Source organism: Kineococcus endophyticus, assembly GCF_040796495.1.
Classification (GTDB): Bacteria; Actinomycetota; Actinomycetes; order Actinomycetales; family Kineococcaceae; genus Kineococcus; species Kineococcus endophyticus.
On record NZ_JBFNQN010000008.1, the window covers coordinates 11720 to 34437 of the forward strand.

Genomic DNA, 22718 nt, shown 5'->3' on the forward strand with positions numbered 1-22718 from the left:
TCAGCGCACGACCAGGGTCGTGTCCCCGCGGCGCGGGACGACCTCTCCGACGACGGGGTACCCGGGGACCTCGCCGACGACGAGGAGCCCGCCGGAGGTCTGGGCGTCGGCGAGCAGGACGAGTTCGTCCTCGCCGGCCGCACCGGCGTCGAGGTGCGGCCGGACCCAGTCGAGGTTGCGTCGGCTGCCACCGGGGACGAAACCGTCGGCCAGCGACCGGCGCGCCCCGTCGACGTACGGGACGGCGGCCGCGTCGACGACCGCCGTGACCCCGCTGGCCCGCGCGACCTCGTGCAGGTGGCCGAGGAGCCCGAAACCCGTGACGTCGGTGGCACACCGAGCGCCCGCGGCGAGGGCCGCGACGGAGGCGTCCCGGTTCAGCGTCGTCATGACGGCGATCGCCTCCTCGAACACCTCACCCGTCGCCTTGTGCCGGTTGTTCAGCACACCGAGCCCGAGGGGTTTCGTCAGCGTCAGCGGCAGACCGGCCTGCGCGGCGTCGCCGCGCAGCAACGTGTCCGGGTCGCCGATCCCCGTCACGGCCATGCCGTACTTCGGTTCGGGGTCGTCGATGCTGTGGCCGCCGCCGAGGAAGCACCCCGCCGCCGCGGCGGCGTCGGCGCCGCCGCGCAGCACCTCCCGGGCCAGCTCCGGCGGCAGCACGTCCCGCGGCCAGCCGAGGAGGTTCACGGCGACCAGCGGGGTCCCGCCCATCGCGTAGACGTCGGACAGCGCGTTGGTCGCGGCGATCCGGCCGAACGTGTAGGCGTCGTCGACGACGGGGGTGAAGAAGTCCGCGGTGGCGATGACGGCGCGGCCGCCGTCGATGCGCACGACCGCCGCGTCGTCGCCCACGCCGACGACCAGGTCCTCGCCGGCTCGCTGTGCGAGACCGGCGACCATCTCCTCGAGCTCACCGGGCGGGATCTTGCAGGCGCAGCCGCCGCCGTGCGCGTACTGGGTGAGTCTCCGGAGGTCGCTCATGGCCCCACCGTAGGCTGGCCCCGCGTGCGTGGAGGCGTACGGGTGCCTGGTGGCCCCCGCGGTCTTCAACACCGGCGTGACCGAGCACCTCGGTCAGGTGGGTTCGATTCCCATCCGCCTCCGCCACGCGCGCAGCCCCACCGGAGGTGTCGCGTAGGTTGCCCGTGTGCAGCCCGCGGAACCGCAGGACCCCCGACGCAGCGTCCCGCGCACCGACGCGGTCCTGGCCGACCCCCGGGTGGCCGCAGCCGTCGCCGAACGGGGCCGCGACGTCGTCAAGGACGTCGTGCGCACGGTCCAGCAGCGGGTGCGGGCCGGGGAGGTCCCGGCCGACGCCCTGGTGGCCGAGGTGCTGGCGGCGCTGCCCCCGGCGGGCACGACGCTGCGACGCGTGCTCAACGCCACGGGGGCGGTCCTGCACACCAACCTCGGTCGCGCGCAGCTCTCGCCGGCCGCCGTGGACGCCGTCGTCACCGCCGCGGGCGCCACCGACGTGGAGCTGGACCTCGTGACGGGCCGCCGGGCCCGGCGAGGCCGCGGGACGATGGCCGCCCTGCGGGCGGCGGTCCCCGCCGCGGGCGACGTGCACGTCGTCAACAACGGTGCCGCCGCCCTCGTCCTCGTCGCCACGGCCCTGGCCGCCGGCAAGGAGATCGTCGTCAGCCGCGGCGAACTCGTCGAGATCGGTGACGGGTTCCGACTGCCGGACCTGCTGGAGTCCACCGGGGCCCGGCTGCGGGAGGTCGGCACGACCAACCGCACCTCGCTCGCGGACTACCGCGCAGCCCTGTCCGACCGGACCGGGTTCGTGCTGAAGGTCCACCCCTCGAACTTTGTGGTCACCGGTTTCACCGCGGGCGTCGAGGCCGTGGACCTCGCAACGCTGGGGGTTCCCGTCGTCGTCGACATCGGGTCGGGCCTGCTGACTCCGGACGCGGCGCTGCCGGACGAACCCGACGCGACGAGCGTGCTCGCCGCCGGTGCCGACCTCGTGACGGCCTCGGGCGACAAGCTCCTCGGAGGGCCGCAGGCGGGGTTGCTCCTCGGCACGGCGGACCTCGTCGAACGGCTGCGTCGGCACCCGCTGGCGCGGGCGCTGCGCGTCGACAAGCTGACGCTGGCCGCCCTGGAGGCGACGGTGCGGGCGGCCCCGAACCCCACGCGCGACGCCGTGCACGCCGATCCCGAGGGCCTGCGCGAACGGTGCGCCGCCGTGGCGGAACCGCTGCGCCTCAGCGGGATCGACGTCTCGGTGGAACCGTCCGCGGCCGTCGTCGGTGGGGGCGGCGCTCCGGGGGTCGACCTCCCGTCCTGGGTCGTCTCGCTGCCACCGGACCTGGCGGTCGCGCTGCGGACGGGGGACCCCTCGGTCGCCGGCCGCGTCGAGGGGGGCCGGTTGCTGTTGGACCTGCGGACCGTGCCGACCGACGCGGACGAACTCGTCGTGTCCGCCGTGCGTGCGGTGGCGCGATGACGAGCCGCACCAGCGTCGTCGCGACCGCGGGTCACGTCGACCACGGGAAGTCCTCCCTCGTGCGCGCCCTCACCGGCCGCGACCCGGACCGCTACGAGGAGGAGAAGCGGCGCGGGCTGACGATCGACCTGGGGTACGCCTGGACGGAGGTCTCCGGCGCGGGGACGGTCGCGTTCGTCGACGTCCCGGGGCACGAACGGTTCGTGCCGACCATGCTCGCCGGCGTCGGGCCGGTGCCCGTGGTGCTGTTCGTCGTCGCGGCCGACGGGGGGTGGATGCCGCAGTCGGCCGAGCACCTCGCCGCCCTCGACGCCCTCGACGTCCGGCACGGGCTGCTGGTGGTGACCCGTGCCGATCTCGCCGACCCCGACCCGGCGCGCGCCGCGGCCCTGGCGCACCTGCGCCGCACCAGCCTCGGGGACGTGCCCGCGGTGGCGTGCAGCGCCGTCACGGGCGGGGGTCTCGACGACGTCCGGGCGGCGCTGGCGCAGGTCCTGGGGAACGTCGCGGCGCCGGATCCCGCTGCACCCGTCCGGTTCTGGGTCGACCGCAGCTTCTCCGTCACGGGGGCCGGGACGGTGGTGACGGGAACCCTGGCCGCCGGGACAGTGGCGGTCGGGGACGAGTTCGTCGTCGGCGGGCGCACCGTGCACGTGCGCGGGGTGCAGTCGCTGGAACAATCCGTCGAGCGGGTCGTGGGCGTGGCCCGGGTGGCCCTGAACCTGCGCGGGGTCGACCGGCGGGACGTGCGCCGCGGCGACGCGTTGCTGACCCCGGGAACGCACGTGCGCACCGACGTCGTGGACGTGCGGGTGGAGCTGCCGGACCTCCCCGCCGAGCTGGTGGTGCACCTCGGGTCGGCCGCCGTCCCCGCGCGGGTGCGGCCCCTGGGGGGCGTGGTGGTGCGGTTGCAGTTGCGGACGCCGTTGCCGCTCGTCGTGGGGGACCGGCTGCTGCTGCGGGACCCCGCCCGGCACGAGGTCCTCGGCGCGGCCGCGGTGCTCGACGTCCTGCCGCCCGCGCTCCGGCGACGGGGCGCGGCGGCGGCCCGGGCCGGCGAGCTCGCCGAGGTCCTCGTCGACGGTCAGGGCCCCGACCTCGCCTCGGAACTGCGCCGACGACACCTCGTCCGCGGCGCCACCCTGCGGGCCATGGGCGTTCCCGTGGCGGGGCGACCTGTCGTGGGCGACTGGCACGCCGACCCGGCCTGGTGGGAGGCGCAGCGCGCGCGGGTGCCCGAGGTGGTCCGCGACCACCGCGCGCGGGACCCGTTGCAGCCCGGGCCGACGCTGGAGCACGTGCGGCGCACGCTCCGGTTGCCGGACCTCGACGTCGTCACGGCGCTCGTCGCGGACCCGCTGCGGGTGCGGGCGGGCCGGGTCGTGGAGCGGACCGACGACCTGCCCCCGGCGGTCGAGCGCGCGGTGGCCGCCGTGCTCGCCGACCTCGCGACGTCCCCGTTCGCGGCGCCCGACGTGGAACGGTTGCGGGACCTGCGGCTGGGACGGTCCGAACTCGCGGCCGCGGTGCGGGCGGGCCGGCTGGAGCGCGTCGCCGAGGGACTCGTGCTGGCGCCGGGGTTCCGGGACCGGGCCGTCGCCGCGCTGCGCGCCGTCCCGCAACCGTTCTCCCTAGGCGAGGCGCGGAAGGCGCTCGGGACGTCCCGCCGCGTCGCGGTGCCGGTGCTCGAAGCGCTCGACGCGTCGGGCGCCACGGTGCGCGAACCCGACGACCGGCGGCGGCTGCGGTGAGTCCCGCGTGAGGGTCCTGGGGATGATGTCGGGGACCTCCCACGACGGCATCGACGTCGCCGTCGTGGAGTTCTCGGAGACCGAGGGGCCGGACGGCGGTGTCCTGCGGGCGCGACTGGGGGAGCGCGGCTCGGTGCCGTACTCCCCGTCGTTGCGGGCCGACCTCGTGGCGGCGCTGCCCCCGGCCCGCCCGGGGTTGGAGCAGGTGTGCGCCCTCGACGTCCGCATCGGCCAGGAGTTCGCGGCCGCCGCGGCCGCGGTCGGGGAGGAGTACGACCTCGTCTGCTCCCACGGGCAGACGGTGTTCCACTGGGTCGAGGGCGGCCAGGCGCGGGGGACCCTGCAACTGGGCCAGCCCGCGTGGATCGCCGAGGCGACGGGCCGACCCGTCGTCTCGGACCTGCGGACCGCCGACGTCGCCGCGGGCGGTCAGGGAGCCCCGCTCGTCCCGCTGCTCGACGGGCTGCTCCTGGCCCCGTTCGTCGAACGGGGACTGACCGCCGCCGCGCTGAACCTGGGGGGCATCGCCAACGTGACCGTCTGCGCACCGGGAGAACCGGTGCGCGCGTGGGACACCGGGCCGGCGAACGCCCTCGTCGACGCCGCCGCCGGCGGGATCGACCGCGACGGCCGCCTGGCCGCGAGCGGAACCGTCGACGTGAAACTCCTTGCCGCCCTGCTGGCCGAGCCGTTCTACGCCCGCACGCCGCCGAAGACGACGGGCAAGGAACTCTTCCACCCCGGATACGTCGACGGGCTCCTCGACGGCCGGGTCCTGCGACCGGCCGACCTCGTCGCGACGCTCACCGAACTCACCGTGCGGACCGTGGCGGACGCGCTGGCGGGAGTGGACGTCGTGGTCGTCTCCGGAGGCGGCGTCCGCAACCCCGTCCTCCTGGCCGGGCTGCAGCGGGAACTGCGCGCCCGGGTGGTGCTGTCCGACGACCTCGGCTGCCCCGCCGGGGAGAAGGAGGCCGTCGCCTTCGCACTGCTGGGGTACGCCTTCGCCACCGGTCGGCCGGGGAACGTGCCGAGCTGCACGGGAGCCCGCGGTGGGCGGGTCCTGGGGCGGGTCACGCCGGGGCGGTCCGGCCTGCCGGCCACCACCCGGTCCGAGCGGTGGCCGACGGCCCTGCACCTGTCCTGACGCGTTGCGGCCGAACCGGTCGGTTCAGGACCGGACGGTCACCACGGGGCAGGCGGCCTCACCGATGACCCGTTGGGCGATGCTGCCCATGAGGTACTTCATGGTCGCCGACCGCTTCCGCACGGGCAGCACCACCACGTCGGCGCCGGCCGCGCTGAGCGCGATGAGCTGCTCGGCGACGTCGGGGTCGGGGTGGTGCAGGTGGGCGGCGACGCCGGCCTGCCGGGCGCCCTCCTCGACGGTCCGTCGCACCTCCTGCGAGACGTGGACGGGTGTGGAGGGCGCGTCGGAGGTCAGGGGGACCGCCTGCACCCCCAGCCCCAGGCTGCGGGCCCGTTCCAGGGCCCAGGCCAGGGCCGCGGCTCCTTCGGGGCGGTCGGTGACGGCGACGACGACGTCGCCGGTGGTCGGTGGTTCTCCGGTCACGGTGTCCTCCGGGTTTCGCGGGTGCTCAGGGGGCGTGGGGTTCGGGGCGTCCTCAGCCGAAGGGGACGACCCCGCTGGCCACGGCGGCGACGAGCATCACGAGGGACAGGACGACCGAACGCCAGATGACCTTCTTGTGGTGGTCCGCCAGGTCGACCTTGGCCAGGGAGATCAGCAGCAGCATCGCCGGCACGAGCGGGGAGGTGAAGTGGACGGGCTGGCCGACGATCGAGGCCCGGGCCATCTCGACGCTGGAGATGCCGTAGTGCGAGGCGGCCTCGGACAGGATCGGCAGGACGCCGAAGTAGAACCCGTCGTTGGACAGGAAGAACGTCAGCGGCATGCTGAGGACGCCGGTGATGACGGCCAGGTGCGGGCCCCACGCGTCGGGCACGATGTCGACGAGCCAGCGGGCCATGGCGGTGTCCATGCCGGTCTCGGTGAGCACCGCGGTCAGGACCGCGGCCGCGAACACCATGGAGACGACCGCGACGATGCTGGAGGAGTGCTCCTTGATGCGCTCGACCTGCTCGGAGGGCTTGGGGAAGTTCACCAGCAGCGCGAGGGCGGCGGCCACCATGAAGAGGAACGGCAGCGGCATGACGTCCATGCCCAGCAGGACGAGCAGGGCGACGGTGAGGGCGCCGTTGAACCAGATGAGCTTGGGACGCAGCGTGGGACGGTCGGGGTCGAGCGCACCGCTGGTCATGCCGTCGTCGTCGCCGCCGAGGGCTGCGCCGCCGGCCGAACCCGTCGTGCGGTGGGCGGTGCCCGCACCGGGACCGCCACCGGCGAGGGCGGGTTCGCGCACCTCGACGAGTTCCACGGTCTCGATGCCGAACTCGCGACCCGCCTTCGCCAGGCGGCGCTTCTCGGACAGGCCCAGCGTCCAGGCCATGACGACGACGGCCGCGAGGCCGGCCAGCATGCTCGGGACCATGGGGTTGAACAGTTCCGAGGGGGAGACGCCGAGCGCCGTCGCCGCCCGGACGGTCGGCCCGCCCCAGGGGATGATGTTCATGACGCCGGCGGCGAGGTTCGCCACGACCGTGAGGACCACGGGCGACAGGCCCAGGCGCAGGTACAGCGGCAGCATGGCCGAGACCGTGATGATGAACGTCGTCGACCCGTCCCCGTCGAGGGAGACGAGCGAGGTCAGCACGGCTGTGCCGATGACGACCTTGACGGGGGAGTTCCCGCAGATCCGCAGGATCAGCCGGATCAGCGGGTCGAACAACCCGACGTCGATCATCAGGCCGAAGTAGACGATCGCGAAGAACAGCAGCGCGGCCGTCGGGGCGAACTTCCCGACCTGTTCCATCACCGCGTCCCCGACCCCGACTCCCGTGCCGGCGATGACGGCGAACGCGAGCGGGACGAGGATCAGGGCGACGACCGGCGTGAGCCGTTTCGTCATGATGAGGACCATGAACAGGGCGACCATGGTGAAACCGAGGGTGACCAGCATCGTTGCTCCGAGTTCTCCGTCGAACGGGACTGGCGGGAACGCTAGGGAACTCCCGGTCGTCGGGGAGGGTTGCGCGCACAGAACGGCGCACTGAGCGTTCCGCGTGTTGTGCGCGTTGTGCTCACGCGCGCGACGGGGCTACCGTTCGGCGCGTGGACCCCCGACGATGGTCGTTCAGCCGCCAGGTGCTGGCCGTGCTGCTCCTGCTCGTCGCCGTCGTCCTCGCCGTCGGCTGCGGCGGCTCGGTCTACCTCCTGCACCAGCAGGCCGTGGTGGAGTCCCGCAACCGCAGCCTCGACGTCGCCCGCACGCTCGCCGAGGACGACGCCGTCCGTGCGGCCGTCACCGCCGCGAGCGACGCCCCGCCGGCCGGGGCCGCGACGCTGCGCGACGGTCTCGTCCAGCGCGAGGCCGAGGCCGTCCGCGCGCGCACCGGGGCCCTGTTCGTCGTCGTCACCGACGACCGCGGCCTCCGGCTCGCGCACCCGAACCCCGACGTCCTCGGGCAGCGGGTCAGCACCGACCCCACCCGCGCCCTGGCTGGGGAGGAGGTCGTCACCGACGAGACCGGGACGCTCGGCGCCTCGGCCCGGGCCAAGGTGCCGGTCCGCGCGCTCGGGTCGGACCGTGTCGTCGGCGAGGTCAGCGTCGGTGTCGGGTCCGCGGCCATCGCCGACCGCGCCCGGGACGCCCTGGTGCCCGCCCTGGCCGTCGCCGCCGCCGCCCTCGTCCTCGGGCTGGCCGGGGCCAGCGTCCTGGCCGGGCGGCTGCGCCGGCTCACCCTGGGTCTGCAGCCGGAGGAGCTCGGCGGCATCCTGCAGGCCCACGACGCCGTCCTGCACGGCATCGCCGAGGGGGTCGTCTCCCTCGGGCCCGACCAGCGCGTCGTCCTGGCCAACGGGGAGGCGGCCCGGCTCCTCGGCCGCCCCGTCCCCGCAGGGGCCGCGCTGGACGACCTGCCCCCCGCCGTCCGCGAGGTCGTCACCAGCCCGCCGGCGGCGCCGGTCCTCGCCGTCGTGGGGGACCGGGCGCTGCTGCTGTCCGCCCGCCGCGTCGACCGCGACGGCCGGCTGCTGGGGCACGTCGTCACGGTCGCCGACCGCACCGACGTGGAACTGCTGACCCGCCAGCTCGACGCCGTCCAGGCCGTCGGGGAGGTCCTGCGCGCGCAGCGGCACGAGTTCGCCAACCGGCTGCACCTCGTCGCCGGGCTGCTGGAGACGGGCCGTCCGGAGGAGGCCGGGGCCTACGTGCGCACCCTGCTCGCCACCGGGCCGCTGGGGTCCCGGGTGGAGGGGCTCGACGCCGTCGGCGACCCGTACCTGCAGGCCTTCGTCGCGGCCAAGGCCGCCCACGCGCGCGAACGGCAGGTCGTCCTCGCCCTCGGGGAGGTCTCGGTCGCCGGTCGCGTCGCCGACCCGGTCGACGTCACCACGGTGCTGGGCAACCTGGTGGACAACGCCGTCAACGCCGCCGCGGGCAGTCCCGACGCCCGGGTCGAGGTGGACCTGGTGCAGGAGGGCGCGGACCTCGTCGTGGCCGTCGCCGACTCCGGGGCCGGAGTTCTGGAAGCACTGCGCGACAGCGTGTTCGAGACGGGGGTCAGCACCCGCGACGAGGAGGGCCACGGCATCGGCCTCGGCCTGGTGCGGCAGGTGGCCCGCGCCCGGGGCGGCGACGCGTGGCTGGCTCCCGCATCGGCCGGGTCCGGCGCCGTCTTCGTCGTGCGGCTCCCCGGGGCCCTGACCCCCGTGCACCAGCTGGAGGTGCCGTGACGGGCGGCGGTCTGCGCGTCCTCGTGGTCGACGACGACTTCCGCGTCGCGTCGCTGCACGCCGGGTACGTGGACGCCGTCGCCGGGTTCGAGGTGGCCGGGACCGCCGGGTCGGTCGCGCAGGCCCGGACGCTGCTCGCCCGCCAGCAGGCGGCCGGCACCCCCGTCGACCTCGCGCTGCTGGACGTCTACCTCCCGGACGGGTCCGGGCTCGACCTCCTCGGGTCCTGCGACGCCTTCGTGCTCAGCGCGGCCGGTGAACCGGGCTCGTTCCGTCGTGCGGTGCGCTGCGGGGCGCTGGGCTACCTCGTCAAACCGTTCGGCGAGGCCGTCCTGCACACCCGGCTGCGCGCCTACGCCCGCTACCGCAGGGTGCTCGCCACGGCCGAGGAGCACGGTCAGCCCCTCGACCAGGACGTCGCCGACGCCGCCTTCCGCGCCCTGCACGCCGACGCCGCGGCCACCCGCGGGGGGAGCGCCGCGACGAGCGCCACCCGCGACCTCGTCCTGCGGGCCCTCGCCGAGGCCGCCGAGCCGCTGTCGGCCGCCGACGTCGCGGCCGCCACCGGGATCTCGCGGGCCACCGCCCAGCGCCACCTCGCCGCGCTCGACGGGGAGGGCAAGCTCGCCCTTCGCCTGCGCTACGGGGCCACGGGACGGCCCGAGCAGCGCTACGCGCCGCTGACCTGAGCCCGACGTGACCCGATCGGGTGACTTCAGGGCCGTTCGGGGTGGGTCGTCGTGACGCGGCCGACCGGGTGAAGTAGACAGAACGTGTGGGCTCGATGACGATGAGCAGTCAACGAGCTGCTCAGGTGAAGCCAGCGCCTGGAGTGGCCCGCGTGACACGAGGGACGACGACGAGGAAGGACCCCGGGATGAGCCGCTGGCCCTGGTCGGCGCGGCACTCGGCGGGCGACGACGTCCGCACCCGGGTCGTGCCCTGGGCGATCGTCTCGCCCCTCGTGGTGGTGGGCGTGGTCGCCCTCGTCGAGGTGCTCGCCGCCGGAGGGCCCTCGCTGCGGGTGCTGCTGGCCGCGCTGGCCGGTGGCCTGGTCGCCGCTCTCCTGCTCCTCGTCCTGGCCCTGCAGTCGGCCGTGCGCCTCGACGGCGAGGGCCGTCACCAGCAGGAGGCGCTCGACGCCGCCCTGCGGCAGGCGCTGCACGACCCGCTGACCGACCTCGGCAACCGCCAGCTGTTCACCGACCGCCTCCAGCACGCCCTGGCCCGCCGCAGCTCCGGCGCCTGCGCCGTCCTGTACCTCGACCTCGACGGGTTCAAGGGCGTGAACGACACCCACGGGCACGCCGTGGGCGACATCGTCCTCGTCGAGGTCGCGAACCGGCTGCGCGCCGCCGTGCGCCCCGAGGACACCGTGGCCCGGTTCGGCGGCGACGAGTTCGCCGTCCTGTGCGAGGACCTGGCCGACGAGCTGAACGCCTCGCGCATCGCCGAGCGCGTCGTGAACTCCATCGCCGACCGGCCCATCGAGTTCGGTGGTGGCCGTCGCCTGGTCATCACTCCCAGCGTGGGCATCGCGCTGGCCCGCGACGAGGCGGACGCCTCGAAGCTCCTGCGCCGGGCCGACGCCGCGCTGTACCGGGCGAAGGAGGGCGGCAAGGCCCGTTCGGAACTCTTCGACGAGCGCATGCAGGCCCAGGCCGTCGACACGCTGCAGACCGAGGACGACCTCGCCCTCGCCGTGGCCGAGGGGCAGTTGCGCCTGCACTACCAGCCGATCGTCGACCTGCGCGACGGGCACGTGCAGGGCGTCGAGGCGCTGCTGCGCTGGCAGCACCCCCGCCGGGGGTTGCTGCAGCCGGCCGAGTTCGTGCCGCTGGCCGAGCGCAGCGGCCTCATCGTCGACATCGGCAAGTGGGTCATCGACGAGGCGTGGAAGACGTTGGAGCACTGGTACTCCACCATCGAGGACTGCCGCCTGACCATCGCCGTGAACGTCTCGCGGCGCCAGCTTGCCAACGCCGAACTGCTCGACGCCGTCGCGTCCTCGCAGCCGACCGGTCCGGCCGGGAACGCGCTGCTGGTCGAGGTGAGCGAGGAACTCCTCGTCGCCGACGCGAACGCGGGGTTCTCGACGTTGCACGCGCTGCGGATGATGGGCGTCCGCGTCGCGGTCGACGACTTCGGGGCGGGGGTCTCCTCGCTCGCCCACCTGCAGACGATGCCCATCGACCACGTCAAGGTGGACCGGCACTTCGTCGCCGGGCTCGGCCGGCACCGCCAGGACGAGGCGGTCGTCGCCGGGATCATCGGCATGGCGAAGAACATGGGCGTGGGCGTCGTGGCGGAGGGCGTGGAGTCCTCCGACCAGCTCGAGGCGCTGAAGCGGCTCGGCTGCGACTCGGCCCAGGGTTTCCTCCTCGGCCGGCCGAGTCCGGACGTGCGCGACGTCGTGGACCTGCCGGCCCTGGAGGCACGGCAGGGCGCTGCTCCCGCTGTGCAGGAGGCGGTGCGGTAGGTTCCCGGGGTGCCGCGGATCGACCTCGAGGACCTCGACGACCCCCGGTACACGGGTTTCCTGCGCGACTTCACCGCGCTGCGCGACGTGCAGCTGCGGACGCGCCGGGAGCCGGCCGAGGGGTTGTTCCTGGCCGAGAGCGTCGAGGTGATCCGCCGGGCGTTGGAGAACGGGTACGCGCCGCGGTCGTTCCTCGTCTCCCCGCACCGGTACGCCGAGCTCGCCGGGGACCTGCCCGACGACGCCCCGGTCTTCGTGGCGCCGCCCCGGACCGTCGAGGCGTTGACCGGTGTCGACCTGCACCGCGGGGCGCTGGGGTCCTTCGCGCGTCCGGCGCCGCGCAGCGTGGCCGACCTGCTGGCGGCGCTGCCGCCCGGCCCGGCCCGGCTCGTCGTGCTCGAGGACATCGCCGACGCCACGAACGTCGGCGCCATCGTCCGGTCGGTCGCGGCGTTCGGGGTCGACGGGTTCGTCGTGAGCCCGCGGTGCGCCGACCCGCTGTACCGGCGCAGCGTGCGCGTCTCGATGGGGACCGTCCTGCACCTGCCGTGGGCGCGGGCGGTGTCCTGGCCGGGGGACCTCGACCTCCTGCGCGAGGCGGGGTTCACGGTCGCCGCGCTCGCCCTGTCGGACGACTCGGTGGCGCTGGGGGAGTTCGCGGCGCCCGAGCGGCTCGCGTTCCTGCTCGGCACGGAGGGGGACGGGCTGAGCCGGCGGGCGGTGGCCGCCGCCGACGTCGTCGTCCGCATCCCCATGGACCCGCGCGTCGACAGCCTCAACGTCGCCGCCGCGAGCGCGGTCGCGTTGTGGGAGACGCGGCGGGCGTAGCGTGGACCGCGTGCGCGTCGCCGTCCTGGGAGCCGGAGCGTGGGGGACGACCGTCGCCGGTGTCCTCGCGCAAAGCGCCGACGTCGCGTTGTGGTGCCGGCGGGGCGAACTCGCCGAGGAGGTCGCGGCGACCCGCGAGAACTCCCGCTACCTGCCCGGCGTGGAACTGCCGGACCGGATCCTCGCGACCCCCGACGTCGCGGTGGCCCTGGGTGGGGCGTCGCTGGTCGTGCTGGCCGTACCGTTGCAGCAGTTGCGGTCCCGGCTCGCCGCCTGGCGACCGGAGTTCCCCGACGTTCCGGTCGTGAACCTCGCCAAGGGCGTCGAGACGGCGACGGGGCAGTTCGGGACGGAGGTCGTGCAGGACGTGCTGCGCGACCGGCAGGTGCTCGCGCTGTCGGGACCGAACCTCGCCGCCGAGATCGCACGCGGACAACCGGCGGCCACGGTCGTGGCGGGGTCGGACGCCGCGGTGGCGACGGCCGTCGCGACCGCCTTCACGACACCGCAGTTCCACGCGCACGCGGTCACCGACGTCGTCGGGGTCGACGTCGCGGGTGCGTTCAAGAACGTCGTGGCCCTCGCGGTCGGGATGGTCGAGGGCGCCGGGCTGGGGGCGAACGCGCGGGCGGCGGTGCTGACGCTGGGTCTCAGCGAGATGGCCGCCCTCGGCGGGCGGCTCGGGGCGCGGCCGGAGACGTTCCTGGGCCTGGCCGGGGCCGGGGACCTCGTCGCCACGAGCACGTCGACGCTCTCGCGCAACCACCGCGTCGGGCTGGCGCTGGGGGAGGGGTTGCCGCTCGCGGACGCGGTCGGCCGGGCCGGCGGGACCGCCGAGGGGGTCGCCACTGCCCCCGCCCTGCTCCGCCGCGACGCCGACCTGCCGTTCGTCCGCGACGTCGTGGCGGTGCTCGCGGGGGAGCGGTCACCCGTCGCCGCGGTGTCCCGCCTGCTGTCGGCGACCTGAGACCAGGCGCCGCAGCGCGCACCAGGCCACCGGCAGGTACGGGGCCGGGCCGTCGAACGTCGTGACGCACCCGCCCGGGACGGCACGGACGGCGTGGGCCATCCGGATCCCGAGGACGCGCCACGACCACGTCATGGCGTCCTCGTCGACCGCGGTGATCGTGAAGCGGAGTCGGACCGGTCCGCCGTGGACGCGACCCGTGACGCCTTCGGCGATCCGGTCCGCGTCGGCGTCCACGGACGTCATGTGCGGGGCCCAGGTCGGCCAGCGGGCGATCTGCGCGTAGTCCGCCCAGACCGCCGTGGCCGGCCGCGGGCCCCGCACCGTCAGGCGCATGTCAGCCCTGCGCGATGTCCATGGCGATGTCCACGACCTCCGCGCCCGGGAGGGCGGCGAGGTCGTCGCCCCGGACGACGAGCTTGGAGCGGCGCAGGCCGGAGCCGACGAGCAGCCAGTCGGTGTCGGCGACCCGCTGGTCGACGAGGACCCGCCAGCCGGCGGGGAGTCCGACCGGGGTGATGCCGCCGTACTCCATGCCGGACTCCTCCACGGCGCGGTCCATCGACAGGAACGAGGCCTTGCGCACCTCCAGCAGCCGCTTGACGGCGCCGTTGACGTCGGCCCGGGTGCTCGCCAGGACGACGCACGCGGCGATGCGTTCCTCACCCTCCCGCTTGCCCGCGACGACGACGCAGTTCGCCGACCCGTCGAGCGGGACGCCGGCCGCCTCGACCAGGGCCGCGGTGTCGGCGAGGTCCGGATCGATGTCGGCGACCCACGCGCCCTCCGGCAGGACCGCCCGGACCGCCTCGGGGAGGAGCTCAGGGTGCTCGGCCGCGGGCAGGAGGGTCAGTGAGCCGGCCGCGCGCTGCGGACCACTCACCGGGAGTAGACGGGGCTGAGCGTCGCCCGCGCCAGCACGTGGCCCAACGACGTGAAGGCGGCGACGGTCGGCGTCGCACCCTCGGGCAGGCCGAGCGACTCGACGTCGAGGGCGTGCACGGCGAAGACGTACCGGTGCTCGCGGTCTCCGGGCGGCGGCGCCGCCCCCGTGAAGTCCTGGGTGCCCATGTCGTTGCGCAGGACGGTGGCGCCCTGCGGGGCCGTGGCGCCCTGCTCCAGGCTCGTGACGCCCACCGGGACGTCGACGACCGCCCAGTGCCAGAACCCGGCCGGCGTCGGCGCGTCGGGGTCGAAGCAGTTCACGAGGAAGCTCTTCGTGCCCTCGGGGAACCCGTCCCAGCTCAACTGCGGCGAGACGTTGCCGCCGGCGTGCTTCTCGTCCATCTGCTCACCCGACGTGACGTCGGTGGAGTGCAGCGCGAAGCTCGGCACCGTGGGGAGCAGGGAGTAGGGGTCCGGGGCGATGGGTCGTTCGAGGTCCATGCACCCGACGCTAACGGGCGCGGGCCGGACCGGCCCCTCGACCGGTCCGGACCGCGTTCCCAGGAGCTGCGCGTCAGTCCTTGCGGACCAGGGGGGCGTCCAGCGGCTGGTCCTTGCCGTACAGGACGGCCTGCGTCGCGCGGTGTGCCTTGGGGTTCAGCACGATCGGCGCGAGCAGGTTCATGGTGGCCTTCTCGGCCCCGCCCTGCATGTTGACGACGGCCAGCACGGCCCCGTCCTTCTCGTCGACGATCTCCAGGGAACGCGCGGTGTCCCCGTCGATCATCGGCTCGTAGTCGGGGTAGAAGGGCATGGGGTCGGCGACGACCAGCTGGAGGCTGGGGTCCGACGTGGACCGCATGGTGAAGAACAGGCCGTCCTCGTCGAGGGGTTCGAGCTCGAAGCTGCGGTGCTCCTCGAGACCCACGAGGGGGGAGATGAACTCGATCTTGGGAGTTGTTTCGGAAGCGATGCTCACAACGACGATCCCTTCGTCTGCAAGCCCCCGAGGACTCCTCCCGGGGGCAGGTCGCTGGCTGCTCGGCCACTACAGACAGTAGCGAAGAATCAGCGATCCGTCGCGGCACTCGTGTCTCTCCCGGAACGCACGAACGCCCCGCCGACAGCTCGGCGGGGCGCTTGGTGCGTGGAGGCGTCAGGGGGCCAGCAGCGGCGCCCGCAGGGGGAGGTCGGTCCCCACGAGCACTGCCTGCGCAGCCCGCAGGTTCCGGTGGTTGATGACGATCGGTGCCAGCAGGTTGACGGTCGCCGTCGCCGGGTCGTCCCCGATGTTGACGACGTTGAGGACGGCGGCCTCGCTCGCCTCGCGCAGGTCGAGCGCGGCCACCGTCTCGTCGTCGATCTCGGGGGCGTAGCCCGGGAAGAACCGCCCCGGCGCGACGACCACCAGCCGCGTCCGGGTCCCGCCCGCCTCGCGCAGCGACCACAGGTTCCCCTCCTCGTCCAGCGGCTGGAGGTGGAAGGCCGTGTGGTTCGGCAGGCCCATGATCGGCGAGACGAACTCGATGACGGGAGCGGACACGGGCGCGTCGGTCATGAGGGTCACTCTAGGAACTCCGGAGGGGTGGACGAGTCAGCGGAGGAAGTCGAGCAGGGAGACCTGGACGGTCTTCGCGGTCGCCTGGAGGGCCGCCTGGTAGGCGATGTTCTGCTGGTTGAACTCCAGGTACGCCTTCATCGGGTCCACGCCCTGGACGTCGTCGAGCTGGGACTGCAGGTACTGCAGCTGCGTCGTGTTGACGTCGTCCGCGTGGTCGAGCTGGTTGGTCTTCGCGCCGATGACGGCGCGGGCGTTGGTGGCCAGGTTGATGCGGCTGTCGATCGTCGTGAGCGTCGTGCTGCTGGTGCTCAGGTTCCCCGCCGCGATGTCGTCGGCGAGGGTGTCGAGCTCCTGGAAGACCGTCGTGGTCCCCGGCGCCTGCGCGCCGTAGACGCTGTTGCCGGAGATGTTCACCGACGTCGTCACACCGGGGGAGATGGTGCGGGTGACCGCGCCGCCGTCGTCGTTCGAGGTGTACGGGGACGTCGTCGTGAAGGCGGTGGTCGTCGCCGAGGTGCCCGCGAACACGGCCCGGCCCTGGTACTGGGTGTTCGCGTCCCCCAGCACGGTGTTCTTGATCTCCCGGATCTGCTTCGCGATGGCCGCGCGGCCGTTCGCGTCGAGCGCGCTGTTGCCGGCCTGGACCGTGAGGTCGCGGACCTTCTGCAGCGCGGACGTGGTGCTGTCCAGCGCCGGCTCCTGCGTCGTCATCCACCCGCGCGCCTCGTAGAGGTTCCGGGAGTTCTCGGTGTTGACGGCGATCTGGTCGTTGAGGCGCAACGCCGCGGCGGCGCGCACGGAGTCGTCCGAGCCCTTGGGCAGGGACGTCCCGCTGGTGATCTGCTCCTGGAACTTCGCCGCACGAGCCTGCGTGTTCTGCAGGTTCGTGAGCGCGTTCGTCGCGAGGCTGCGCTGGGTGATGCGGCCGAGCATGGTCTCTCCTCCGGTCAGGTCAGTCGTCAGCGGCCGACGAGGCCGGTGCGGTTGATGAGGGTGTCGAGCGCCTCGTCGATGCTGGTGAGGACGCGGGCGGCCGCCGAGTACGCGTGCTGGTAGGCCACCAGGTTCGTCATCTCCTCGTCGAGGTTGACGCCCGAGACGCCGTCGCGGACGGCGCCGGACTTCAGCGACACCTGCGAGGCGAGGTCGGCCCGGTTGGACGCGGACTGGGTCGAGGCGGCGAGGTTCGTCACGTTGGTGCGCCAGGTGCTCTTGACGTCGCCGAAGGCGTTCTTGACAGCCGTCGCGTAGACGCGGTCCGCCGAGCCGGTCCCGGTGCCCGTGCCCGTGCTGTCGCGGAACGTCGCCGTCGTCACCGACACCTGCAGCTGCGAGGCCTTGACCGGGTCACCGGCCGTCCAGCCCGCAGCCACGCTGCTGAAGAACGTGCCGTCGTAGGCGCCGTTGACCGTCGTCGCCAGCTTGGTGGCGAAGTCGTCCAGACCCTTCTGCTGGTCGACGAGGGTCTTGTTCGCGCCGTCCAGCGTGGCCTTCAGCGACCCCGTGACCGGCCCGGCGTCCTGACCTCCGATGGACACGACGAACTGGTTGCCGATCTTCTCCGCCCCGGGGGCGACAGGGGTGCGGTCGGTGGTGCTCGTGACGGTGCCGATCTGGAGTCCGTAGGAGAAGTCACCGCTGACCAGGGCGGCGTTCCCGACGAGGACGTCGACCGTGCCGTCCTGGCGGTCCACCACGCGGGCGCCCGTGAGGTCGGCGAGCTGGTTGAGGTACTGGTCGCGCTGGTCGAGGAGCTCGTTGGCCGAGGCGCCGTTGACGAGGGTCTCGCGGATCGAGGTGTTGAGCTTGGCGACGTTCACCGCGATGGTGTTCGCCTGGCTCGCCAGCGTCTGGGCCTGCAGGCCGAGTTGGTCGTACTGCGCTTCGAGCTGCTTGTCCATCCCGACGAGCTCGGTCGCCACGGCCTGGCTGCGCGTCACGACCAGCGCCTGTGCGCCGGCGAGACCGTCGTTGCCGCTCTTGGCCGCGAGGTCGCTCCAGGACGCGGAGAGGTCGGAGAGGCTCTTGCTGAGCCCGGTCGCGCCCGTGTCGCCGATGGCGTTCTCGATGCTGGACCACACGGTGCTCGCGGTGGCCTGCTCCTTGGCGGCCGCGGAGTCCTGACGGGCGGTGGCCGTCGCCAGGGCGTCCGAGACGCGCGACAGGCCCGTGACCACGACGCCGTCACCGGGGACGAACTTCTGGCTGAACTGGCCCGTCTGGTTCAGGACGCTCGCGGACTGCTCGACGCGCTGGCGCGAGTAGCCCTCCGTGCCGACGTTGGCGATGTTCTGGCCCGTGACCTCCATGCCGCGCTGAGCGGCGGACAGGGCGCGGGAGGCGGTGGTGATGCCGGAGAAGGTGCTCATCGTCTGGGGTCCTTTCAGCAGGCCGGTCAGAGTGCTTCGTCGACGAAGTGGGCGCGGGAGCCACCGGTCGGCGCGGCCATGTTCTTGCCCTTGGCGGTGTAGGTGTCGAGGGGCTTGTCCAGCCCGAGCAGCGTCTCGCGCAGGGCGCGGGAGCCGGCGTTGAGGAGGTCGCGGTTGGCGTCGGCCAGGTCCTGGATCTCCGCGGTGAGGGTGAGGAACGCGTCGCGGTGACCGCGGAAGATCTCACCCCACGGGTCCGGCGCCGCGTCGGCCACGGCGTTGAGGCTCGGGCCGGGTTCGAGGTCGAGCTCGGCGGCCACGGCGTCGACCTCGGTCGCGCGCAGGAGCTCGGTCGTCCGGATCTGCTCCATGACGAACTCGACCTCGCGGGTCGCGTGCGCCAGCCAGCGCGTCCGGCCACTGGCCAGCACGAGCTGCTCCTCCTCCAGCTTGAACAGGAGCAGCTCCAGCAGCTCCCGCTCCTTCCAGAGGATGCCGGAGACCTCGGCGAGTCCCATGCGTGTCCTTCCCCGTTGCCTGTCGTGGGTGGTGCTCGAGGCGTCCATCGGCGGGCGGTACCACGAGCTGAGGCGGCGAGAGGGTGGATCGGGGAGGTCGGCTGGCGAGGATCGGCCCAGGACGACGGGGGAGGGGGCGGTCACGTGACCGTGTCGATCGGCTCGGCGCTGCCCCTGCACGTGGAGGACCTGCCGCAGGACGGCCGGGCCGCGCATCGAGCTCGTCGACGGGGGCCTTCTCGTGACGCCCCTGGCAGGGCCCGGTCACCAGCACGTCGTGGGCGAGCTGTACAGCGCGCTGCGAGCCAGCGCTGTCCTCTCCGAGGACAGTCCCTACGTCGACCCGTCAGACGTCCTCCTGGTGGTTGAGGTCGAGTCGCCCTCGACGAAGTCCACCGATCGCTCGCTCAAGCGGGACCGCTACGCGCAGTGGCGCATACCGAGCTACTGGATCGTCGACACGGAGGCGCGCACGGTGACCCGTCTGCGGCTCGGTGGACAGCGACTCCACGAGGTCGGTGACCCCGAGGGGAGCTGGCTCTCGTCCGTGGACGTCACCGCGGTCTGGCCGCGCTGACTCAGGTCCCCGCCTTGCGGACGAACTGCGCGTTCTTCGACGGCTTGCGCAGGGCGTAGGGCCGGCCGTCCTCGCGGGCTCGTCGCATCTCCTGGTTCAAGACGCGCGCCTCCTCCTCCATCGCGCGGTTGACCGCGCTCTGGTCGAGCCCGCGCGAGCGCTCCTTCGCGATGTGGTCGTTGCGGCCGATCTCGTGCTCGACGTCGAGGAAGTTCTTCGCGCACAACGCGTAGAGGGCGCTCACGCGCTCCTCGTTCTTCACCGCGTAGTTGTCGAGGAAGGTCGGTGTCAGCCAGCCCTTCTTGTAGGCGAACTCCAGGTCCTGCACGACCTGCCACAGCGGCTTCACGAACGTCCTCCTGCCTCACTGGTCCCACGCGCCTCAGGGTTCGGGCGACGGGTGCTCCGCAACAACTCTCGGCGCATGGGTGGGGTCCGCTGAACCCGTCTGGGCCGATCGGGTCGGACGTCACCCCGACCGCCGATCGGCGCACAGCGCGTGGCGCCGGCGGTCCCGTTCGGCGCAACGCGCCGGGGTGACGACTCACCCGATCGGCGCTCAAGTCACGAGGGGGAACGTGCCGAGAAGGGGTGTGTGACCGCAGACGTTGCCACCGCCACCCGGGAGCTCCCCATGGTCGAGCTCAGCGCAGCCCAGCGCAGCTCGCTCGTCGAGCAGCACCTGCCGCTCGTCGGCTACATCACCTCCGAGTTCATCGGTCGTCTGCCCTCGCACGTGAGCCGCGACGACCTGACCTCGGCCGGCCTCATGGCGCTCTTCCAGGCCTCGCGGGCCTACGACCCGACCACGGGCGTCCCGTTCAACCGCTACGCCAACACCCGCATCCGCGGCGCCATCCTCGACGACCTGCGCGGCCAGGACTGGGCCTCGCGCGGCGTCCGCAGCCGCCAGCGCAAGCTGTCGCAGACCGAGGACCAGCTGACCACCCAGCTCGGCCGCACGCCGACGTCCGCCGAGCTCGCCTCCACCCTCGGGGTGTCCGAGAAGGAGCTCGCCGAGACCCGCGACGAGGCGCAGCGTTCCATGGTGCTGTCGATGCAGGGTTTCACCGCCGAGGGCGCCTCCCTCGACGACCACCTGCCGACCCACACGCCCGGCCCCGAGCAGGAGCTCCTGCACCGCGAGCGCCTGGGCTACCTGCGCTCGGCCGTCGACGTCCTGCCCGAGCGGCTGCGGCACGTCGTGGAGGGCTACTTCCTGCAGGAGCGCCCCATGGCCGAGCTGGCCGAGGAGCTCGGCGTCTCGGAGTCCCGCATCTCGCAGATGCGCGCCGAGGCCCTCGTCCTGCTGCGCGACGGCATGAACACGCACCTGTCGCCCGAGATGGTGCTGAAGTCCTCCGGGTCCGGCGCGGCCGTGAAGCGCAAGGAGGCGTACTACGCCGCCGTCGGGACGCAGAGCGACTTCCGCAGCCGGCTGGCGCTGAGCAGCTTCGCGCAGTTTTCCGTGCCGGTGGCGCGGACGGCCTGACCGCGGCGGCCGCGTCTGGACACCCACCACACGTCCGGGCCCGACACGTCCGTCGCCCTCGAATGCGAGGCCAGTCAGCTCCTTCGCTGCTGTGAGAAACTTCGAGCGCTCTGCCGACCTTCGCTTGCACTCTCCCCACAGATGCGCGGCCGTGATGGCGATGGACTCGATCCGCATCGCCGTCGTGGACGGGGTCCGGCCCGCGTTGCACGACCGAGCCTCATCGCCGGTCCTCGGCCCTCCGCATGGGCTGGTTGGCGCCAGACGTCACGGACACGTGGGTTCGGGAGGTCACTGCGGTGGCCGGAACCGATCCCGATGCCGGACGCGCCGCAAGACGGCAGACAAGCTCCCGGTCCTGCGCGCGCGCTGGAGGGCGCTCCAGGTGCGGTCCGGCCGCGCCGGGGCAGGCTGGGTCTGCGCGTGGTGGTCGCCGTAGTTCTTTGAGCAAGGATCGGGCGCGAGCGCCGTTGCGCTGAGGTTCGGTCCTCAACTGGCCATTCCGAAGAGCTTCTCGGCGGAACTTGCGCCATCCGGCGTGCGCGGAGAGCCAGCCGACGCCGACGACGGCCCAGCCCTAACCCGCGCCACGTCCTCATCGAAACCGAAGGACCGTAAGCACAGGGGGACGGTGCACGTGCAAGCAGAACGGTGAGCGGGTCGTGTCGTCGGCGCCGGGCCTACCCGACGTCAAGCCCACGGGGGCGGTGTGCGACGTCTGCCGCGTGATACTTCCTGCGGCTAGCCCTACAGGGCCCTTATCCCGAGGGCGGTGCCCACCTCCTGAGTGGACTCGGTGCTCCTACGGGCTTTTCGACCACACTTGTCGCCACCTACTTCAAGAGCTGGTGAAGGCCTGGACGTCGGCGCCTGCGGGGTCCAGATGCGCGGTGACGCTCGGCAACTTGGCCTGGGCCGGATCCAGCGGCCGGTCGAACTGGGTACGCAGCGACGCCGCGTCGGGCTGGTCGCACACGCTGTGCAGCAGCGACTTCATCGAACGGCAGCTCGTCTTGGGCGTCACCGCCACCAAGTTCGCCGCGTAGTGCGTGCGGCACCGCTGCCAGGACGCGCCGAGCAGGGTGGCGCCGATCGCAGCGACCAGGCCAGCCTGGGCGTCGGAGGTCACCAGTCGCACCCCGGACAGGCCGCGGGCGGTGAGGTCGCGGAAGAATCCTAACCAGCCGGTCCCGTGCTCAGCGGAGGAGACCAGCAGGCCCAGGATGTACCGGTGCCCATCGGCCTTCACCCCGACAGCCGACAGGGCGTGGACGTTGGCGACCACATGACGGGGCGGCCGTCCTCGCGAATCTTGACACCAACGAGCCGGCGGCGGCGAAGGTGTAACGGCCGCAGGAAGGGGGCGGGTGCGGGACGCCTCGACCTGAGAAGCCAGGTCATTCGCCATCTCACTGACCTGCAACTTCGAAAACCTCGTGATGCCGAGGGTCTCGACCAGCTTCTCCATCCTGCTGGTGGACACCCCCAGCAGATGGGCGGTGGGTACGACGATGGTCAGGGCGCGTTCGGCGCGGCGGGCGCCCCTCCAGCAGCCAGTCGTGGAAGTAGGAGCTGAGCGCAGCTTGGGGATGGCCCCGCAGTGTCCGCGTCGATCGTCCCGGGGAGGGTGTCGAGGGGTCGGTGGCGGTAGCCGTTGCGGGTGTTGACCCGCTCCGGGCTGGAGGCTCCGTACTCCGCGCCGCAGGCGGCGTCGGCGGACATGAGGGTGTCGATGAAGGCGCGCAGCATGATGTGCATCAGGTCCGGGCTGGCTTGAGCGAGGTCCTCGTCCAGGAGATGGGCAGGGTCCATCATGGGGTTTATGGTCATCGCGGTGTCCTCTTCGACTTGAGGGGGAACTCACTTCGAAGCATCACGCGGTGGCCGCCTTCTACGTGTCAGCCGCGCCCGTCGGCGGGGTGGTCGCACACCACTCTGCTGGACTGCACTCCACTCGAACACACCGGAACGCTGCCGGCCGGCCCCGGACCTCGGTCACGGGAAGGAGCAAGGGTGC

24 protein-coding genes and 1 tRNA gene are annotated in these 22718 nt (G+C 73.2%); 11 read left to right on the top strand and 14 right to left on the bottom strand.

All coding sequences use genetic code 11. From position 1 onward, the window contains the following. On the bottom strand, positions 1-984 hold the full coding sequence (gene selD / locus AB1207_RS12285) for a selenide, water dikinase SelD (RefSeq protein WP_367638650.1): 984 nt from the start codon (positions 982-984) through the stop codon (positions 1-3). A gap of 30 nt (positions 985-1014) precedes the next feature. Here selD and AB1207_RS12290 point away from each other — a divergent pair. The 4 genes from AB1207_RS12290 (at position 1015) to AB1207_RS12305 (ending at position 5356) form a co-directional block, all read left to right on the top strand. After that, positions 1015-1110 (top strand) — tRNA-Sec (locus AB1207_RS12290). A gap of 40 nt (positions 1111-1150) precedes the next feature. Next, positions 1151-2458 carry an L-seryl-tRNA(Sec) selenium transferase gene (selA, locus tag AB1207_RS12295; RefSeq protein ID WP_367638652.1) on the top strand — a complete coding sequence of 436 codons (1308 nt, stop codon included), beginning with the start codon at positions 1151-1153 and terminating at the stop codon, positions 2456-2458. Next, complete coding sequence (gene selB, locus AB1207_RS12300) at positions 2455-4209, top strand: selenocysteine-specific translation elongation factor (protein WP_367638654.1); 1755 nt, start codon at positions 2455-2457, stop codon at positions 4207-4209. The genes selA and selB overlap by 4 nt, the downstream gene beginning before the upstream one ends. Positions 4210-4216: 7 nt before the next feature. Beyond that, positions 4217-5356 (top strand): anhydro-N-acetylmuramic acid kinase, encoded by a 1140-nt coding sequence (locus AB1207_RS12305; protein WP_367638656.1) that lies wholly within the window; start codon positions 4217-4219, stop codon positions 5354-5356. Positions 5357-5380: 24 nt separating this feature from the next. Here the strand turns inward: AB1207_RS12305 and AB1207_RS12310 are convergent, their stop codons facing one another. Together AB1207_RS12310 and AB1207_RS12315 are read right to left on the bottom strand one after the other, a co-directional pair. Further along, positions 5381-5782, bottom strand: coding sequence for a universal stress protein (locus AB1207_RS12310; protein ID WP_367638657.1), 402 nt, complete (start codon positions 5780-5782; stop codon positions 5381-5383). A gap of 52 nt (positions 5783-5834) precedes the next feature. Then, positions 5835-7250 carry a CitMHS family transporter gene (locus AB1207_RS12315; RefSeq protein ID WP_367638658.1) on the bottom strand — a complete coding sequence of 472 codons (1416 nt, stop codon included), beginning with the start codon at positions 7248-7250 and terminating at the stop codon, positions 5835-5837. Between the two features lie 152 nt (positions 7251-7402). Between AB1207_RS12315 and AB1207_RS12320 the strand changes: the two genes are divergently transcribed. The 5 genes from AB1207_RS12320 (at position 7403) to AB1207_RS12340 (ending at position 13299) form a co-directional block, all read left to right on the top strand. Next, positions 7403-9025 (top strand): sensor histidine kinase, encoded by a 1623-nt coding sequence (locus tag AB1207_RS12320; protein ID WP_367638659.1) that lies wholly within the window; start codon positions 7403-7405, stop codon positions 9023-9025. Beyond that, positions 9022-9714 (top strand): response regulator transcription factor, encoded by a 693-nt coding sequence (locus AB1207_RS12325; protein WP_367638660.1) that lies wholly within the window; start codon positions 9022-9024, stop codon positions 9712-9714. The genes AB1207_RS12320 and AB1207_RS12325 overlap by 4 nt, the downstream gene beginning before the upstream one ends. Before the next feature lie 188 nt (positions 9715-9902). Continuing rightward, the gene (locus AB1207_RS12330) at positions 9903-11504 is read left to right on the top strand and encodes a putative bifunctional diguanylate cyclase/phosphodiesterase (protein WP_367638661.1); all 1602 of its coding nucleotides are present in this window, start codon (positions 9903-9905) and stop codon (positions 11502-11504) included. 9 nt (positions 11505-11513) lie between these two features. Next, on the top strand, positions 11514-12332 hold the full coding sequence (locus AB1207_RS12335) for a TrmH family RNA methyltransferase (RefSeq protein WP_367638662.1): 819 nt from the start codon (positions 11514-11516) through the stop codon (positions 12330-12332). 10 nt (positions 12333-12342) lie between these two features. Beyond that, positions 12343-13299 carry an NAD(P)H-dependent glycerol-3-phosphate dehydrogenase gene (locus tag AB1207_RS12340; RefSeq protein ID WP_367638664.1) on the top strand — a complete coding sequence of 319 codons (957 nt, stop codon included), beginning with the start codon at positions 12343-12345 and terminating at the stop codon, positions 13297-13299. On the opposite strand, the gene AB1207_RS12345 is transcribed toward AB1207_RS12340, so the two are convergent. From AB1207_RS12345 to flgN, 8 genes are all read right to left on the bottom strand, one after another. Continuing rightward, entirely contained in the window at positions 13258-13635 is a 378-nt protein-coding gene (locus AB1207_RS12345) for an SRPBCC family protein (protein WP_367638666.1), read from the bottom strand. The genes AB1207_RS12340 and AB1207_RS12345 overlap by 42 nt on opposite strands. A 1-nt stretch (position 13636) precedes the next feature. Then, positions 13637-14182, bottom strand: a complete 546-nt coding sequence (locus tag AB1207_RS12350; protein ID WP_367638668.1) for a YbaK/EbsC family protein — start codon at positions 14180-14182, stop codon at positions 13637-13639. Further along, positions 14179-14685 (bottom strand): YbhB/YbcL family Raf kinase inhibitor-like protein, encoded by a 507-nt coding sequence (locus AB1207_RS12355; protein WP_367638669.1) that lies wholly within the window; start codon positions 14683-14685, stop codon positions 14179-14181. The genes AB1207_RS12350 and AB1207_RS12355 overlap by 4 nt, the downstream gene beginning before the upstream one ends. 73 nt (positions 14686-14758) lie before the next feature. Then, on the bottom strand, positions 14759-15163 hold the full coding sequence (locus AB1207_RS12360) for a flagellar assembly protein FliW (RefSeq protein WP_367638671.1): 405 nt from the start codon (positions 15161-15163) through the stop codon (positions 14759-14761). Positions 15164-15340: 177 nt separating this feature from the next. Next, positions 15341-15742, bottom strand: coding sequence for a flagellar assembly protein FliW (locus tag AB1207_RS12365; RefSeq protein ID WP_367638672.1), 402 nt, complete (start codon positions 15740-15742; stop codon positions 15341-15343). 36 nt (positions 15743-15778) lie between these two features. After that, positions 15779-16678: a flagellar hook-associated protein FlgL gene (flgL, locus tag AB1207_RS12370; RefSeq protein ID WP_367638674.1), complete on the bottom strand. Its 900-nt coding sequence runs from the start codon at positions 16676-16678 to the stop codon at positions 15779-15781. 26 nt (positions 16679-16704) lie between these two features. Further along, positions 16705-18114 carry a flagellar hook-associated protein FlgK gene (flgK, locus tag AB1207_RS12375; RefSeq protein WP_367638676.1) on the bottom strand — a complete coding sequence of 470 codons (1410 nt, stop codon included), beginning with the start codon at positions 18112-18114 and terminating at the stop codon, positions 16705-16707. Positions 18115-18140: 26 nt separating this feature from the next. Next, the gene (flgN, locus tag AB1207_RS12380; protein WP_367638678.1) at positions 18141-18632 is read right to left on the bottom strand and encodes a flagellar export chaperone FlgN; all 492 of its coding nucleotides are present in this window, start codon (positions 18630-18632) and stop codon (positions 18141-18143) included. A 241-nt stretch (positions 18633-18873) separates the two neighbouring features. On the opposite strand from flgN, the gene AB1207_RS12385 reads away from it, so the two are divergent. Continuing rightward, a complete protein-coding gene (locus tag AB1207_RS12385; protein WP_367638680.1) occupies positions 18874-19209 on the top strand; it encodes a Uma2 family endonuclease in 336 nt (111 codons plus the stop codon). A gap of 1 nt (position 19210) precedes the next feature. Here the strand turns inward: AB1207_RS12385 and AB1207_RS12390 are convergent, their stop codons facing one another. Then, complete coding sequence (locus tag AB1207_RS12390) at positions 19211-19558, bottom strand: hypothetical protein (RefSeq protein ID WP_367638682.1); 348 nt, start codon at positions 19556-19558, stop codon at positions 19211-19213. Between the two features lie 246 nt (positions 19559-19804). On the opposite strand from AB1207_RS12390, the gene AB1207_RS12395 reads away from it, so the two are divergent. Beyond that, entirely contained in the window at positions 19805-20701 is an 897-nt protein-coding gene (locus tag AB1207_RS12395) for a sigma-70 family RNA polymerase sigma factor (protein ID WP_367638683.1), read from the top strand. Positions 20702-21539: 838 nt separating this feature from the next. Here the strand turns inward: AB1207_RS12395 and AB1207_RS12400 are convergent. Together AB1207_RS12400 and AB1207_RS24495 are read right to left on the bottom strand one after the other, a co-directional pair. Continuing rightward, entirely contained in the window at positions 21540-22292 is a 753-nt protein-coding gene (locus AB1207_RS12400) for a transposase (protein WP_437178932.1), read from the bottom strand. After that, positions 22217-22531, bottom strand: a complete 315-nt coding sequence (locus AB1207_RS24495) for a transposase (RefSeq protein ID WP_437178927.1) — start codon at positions 22529-22531, stop codon at positions 22217-22219. Before AB1207_RS24495 ends, AB1207_RS12400 begins: the two co-directional genes overlap by 76 nt. Positions 22532-22718 lie beyond the last annotated feature (187 nt).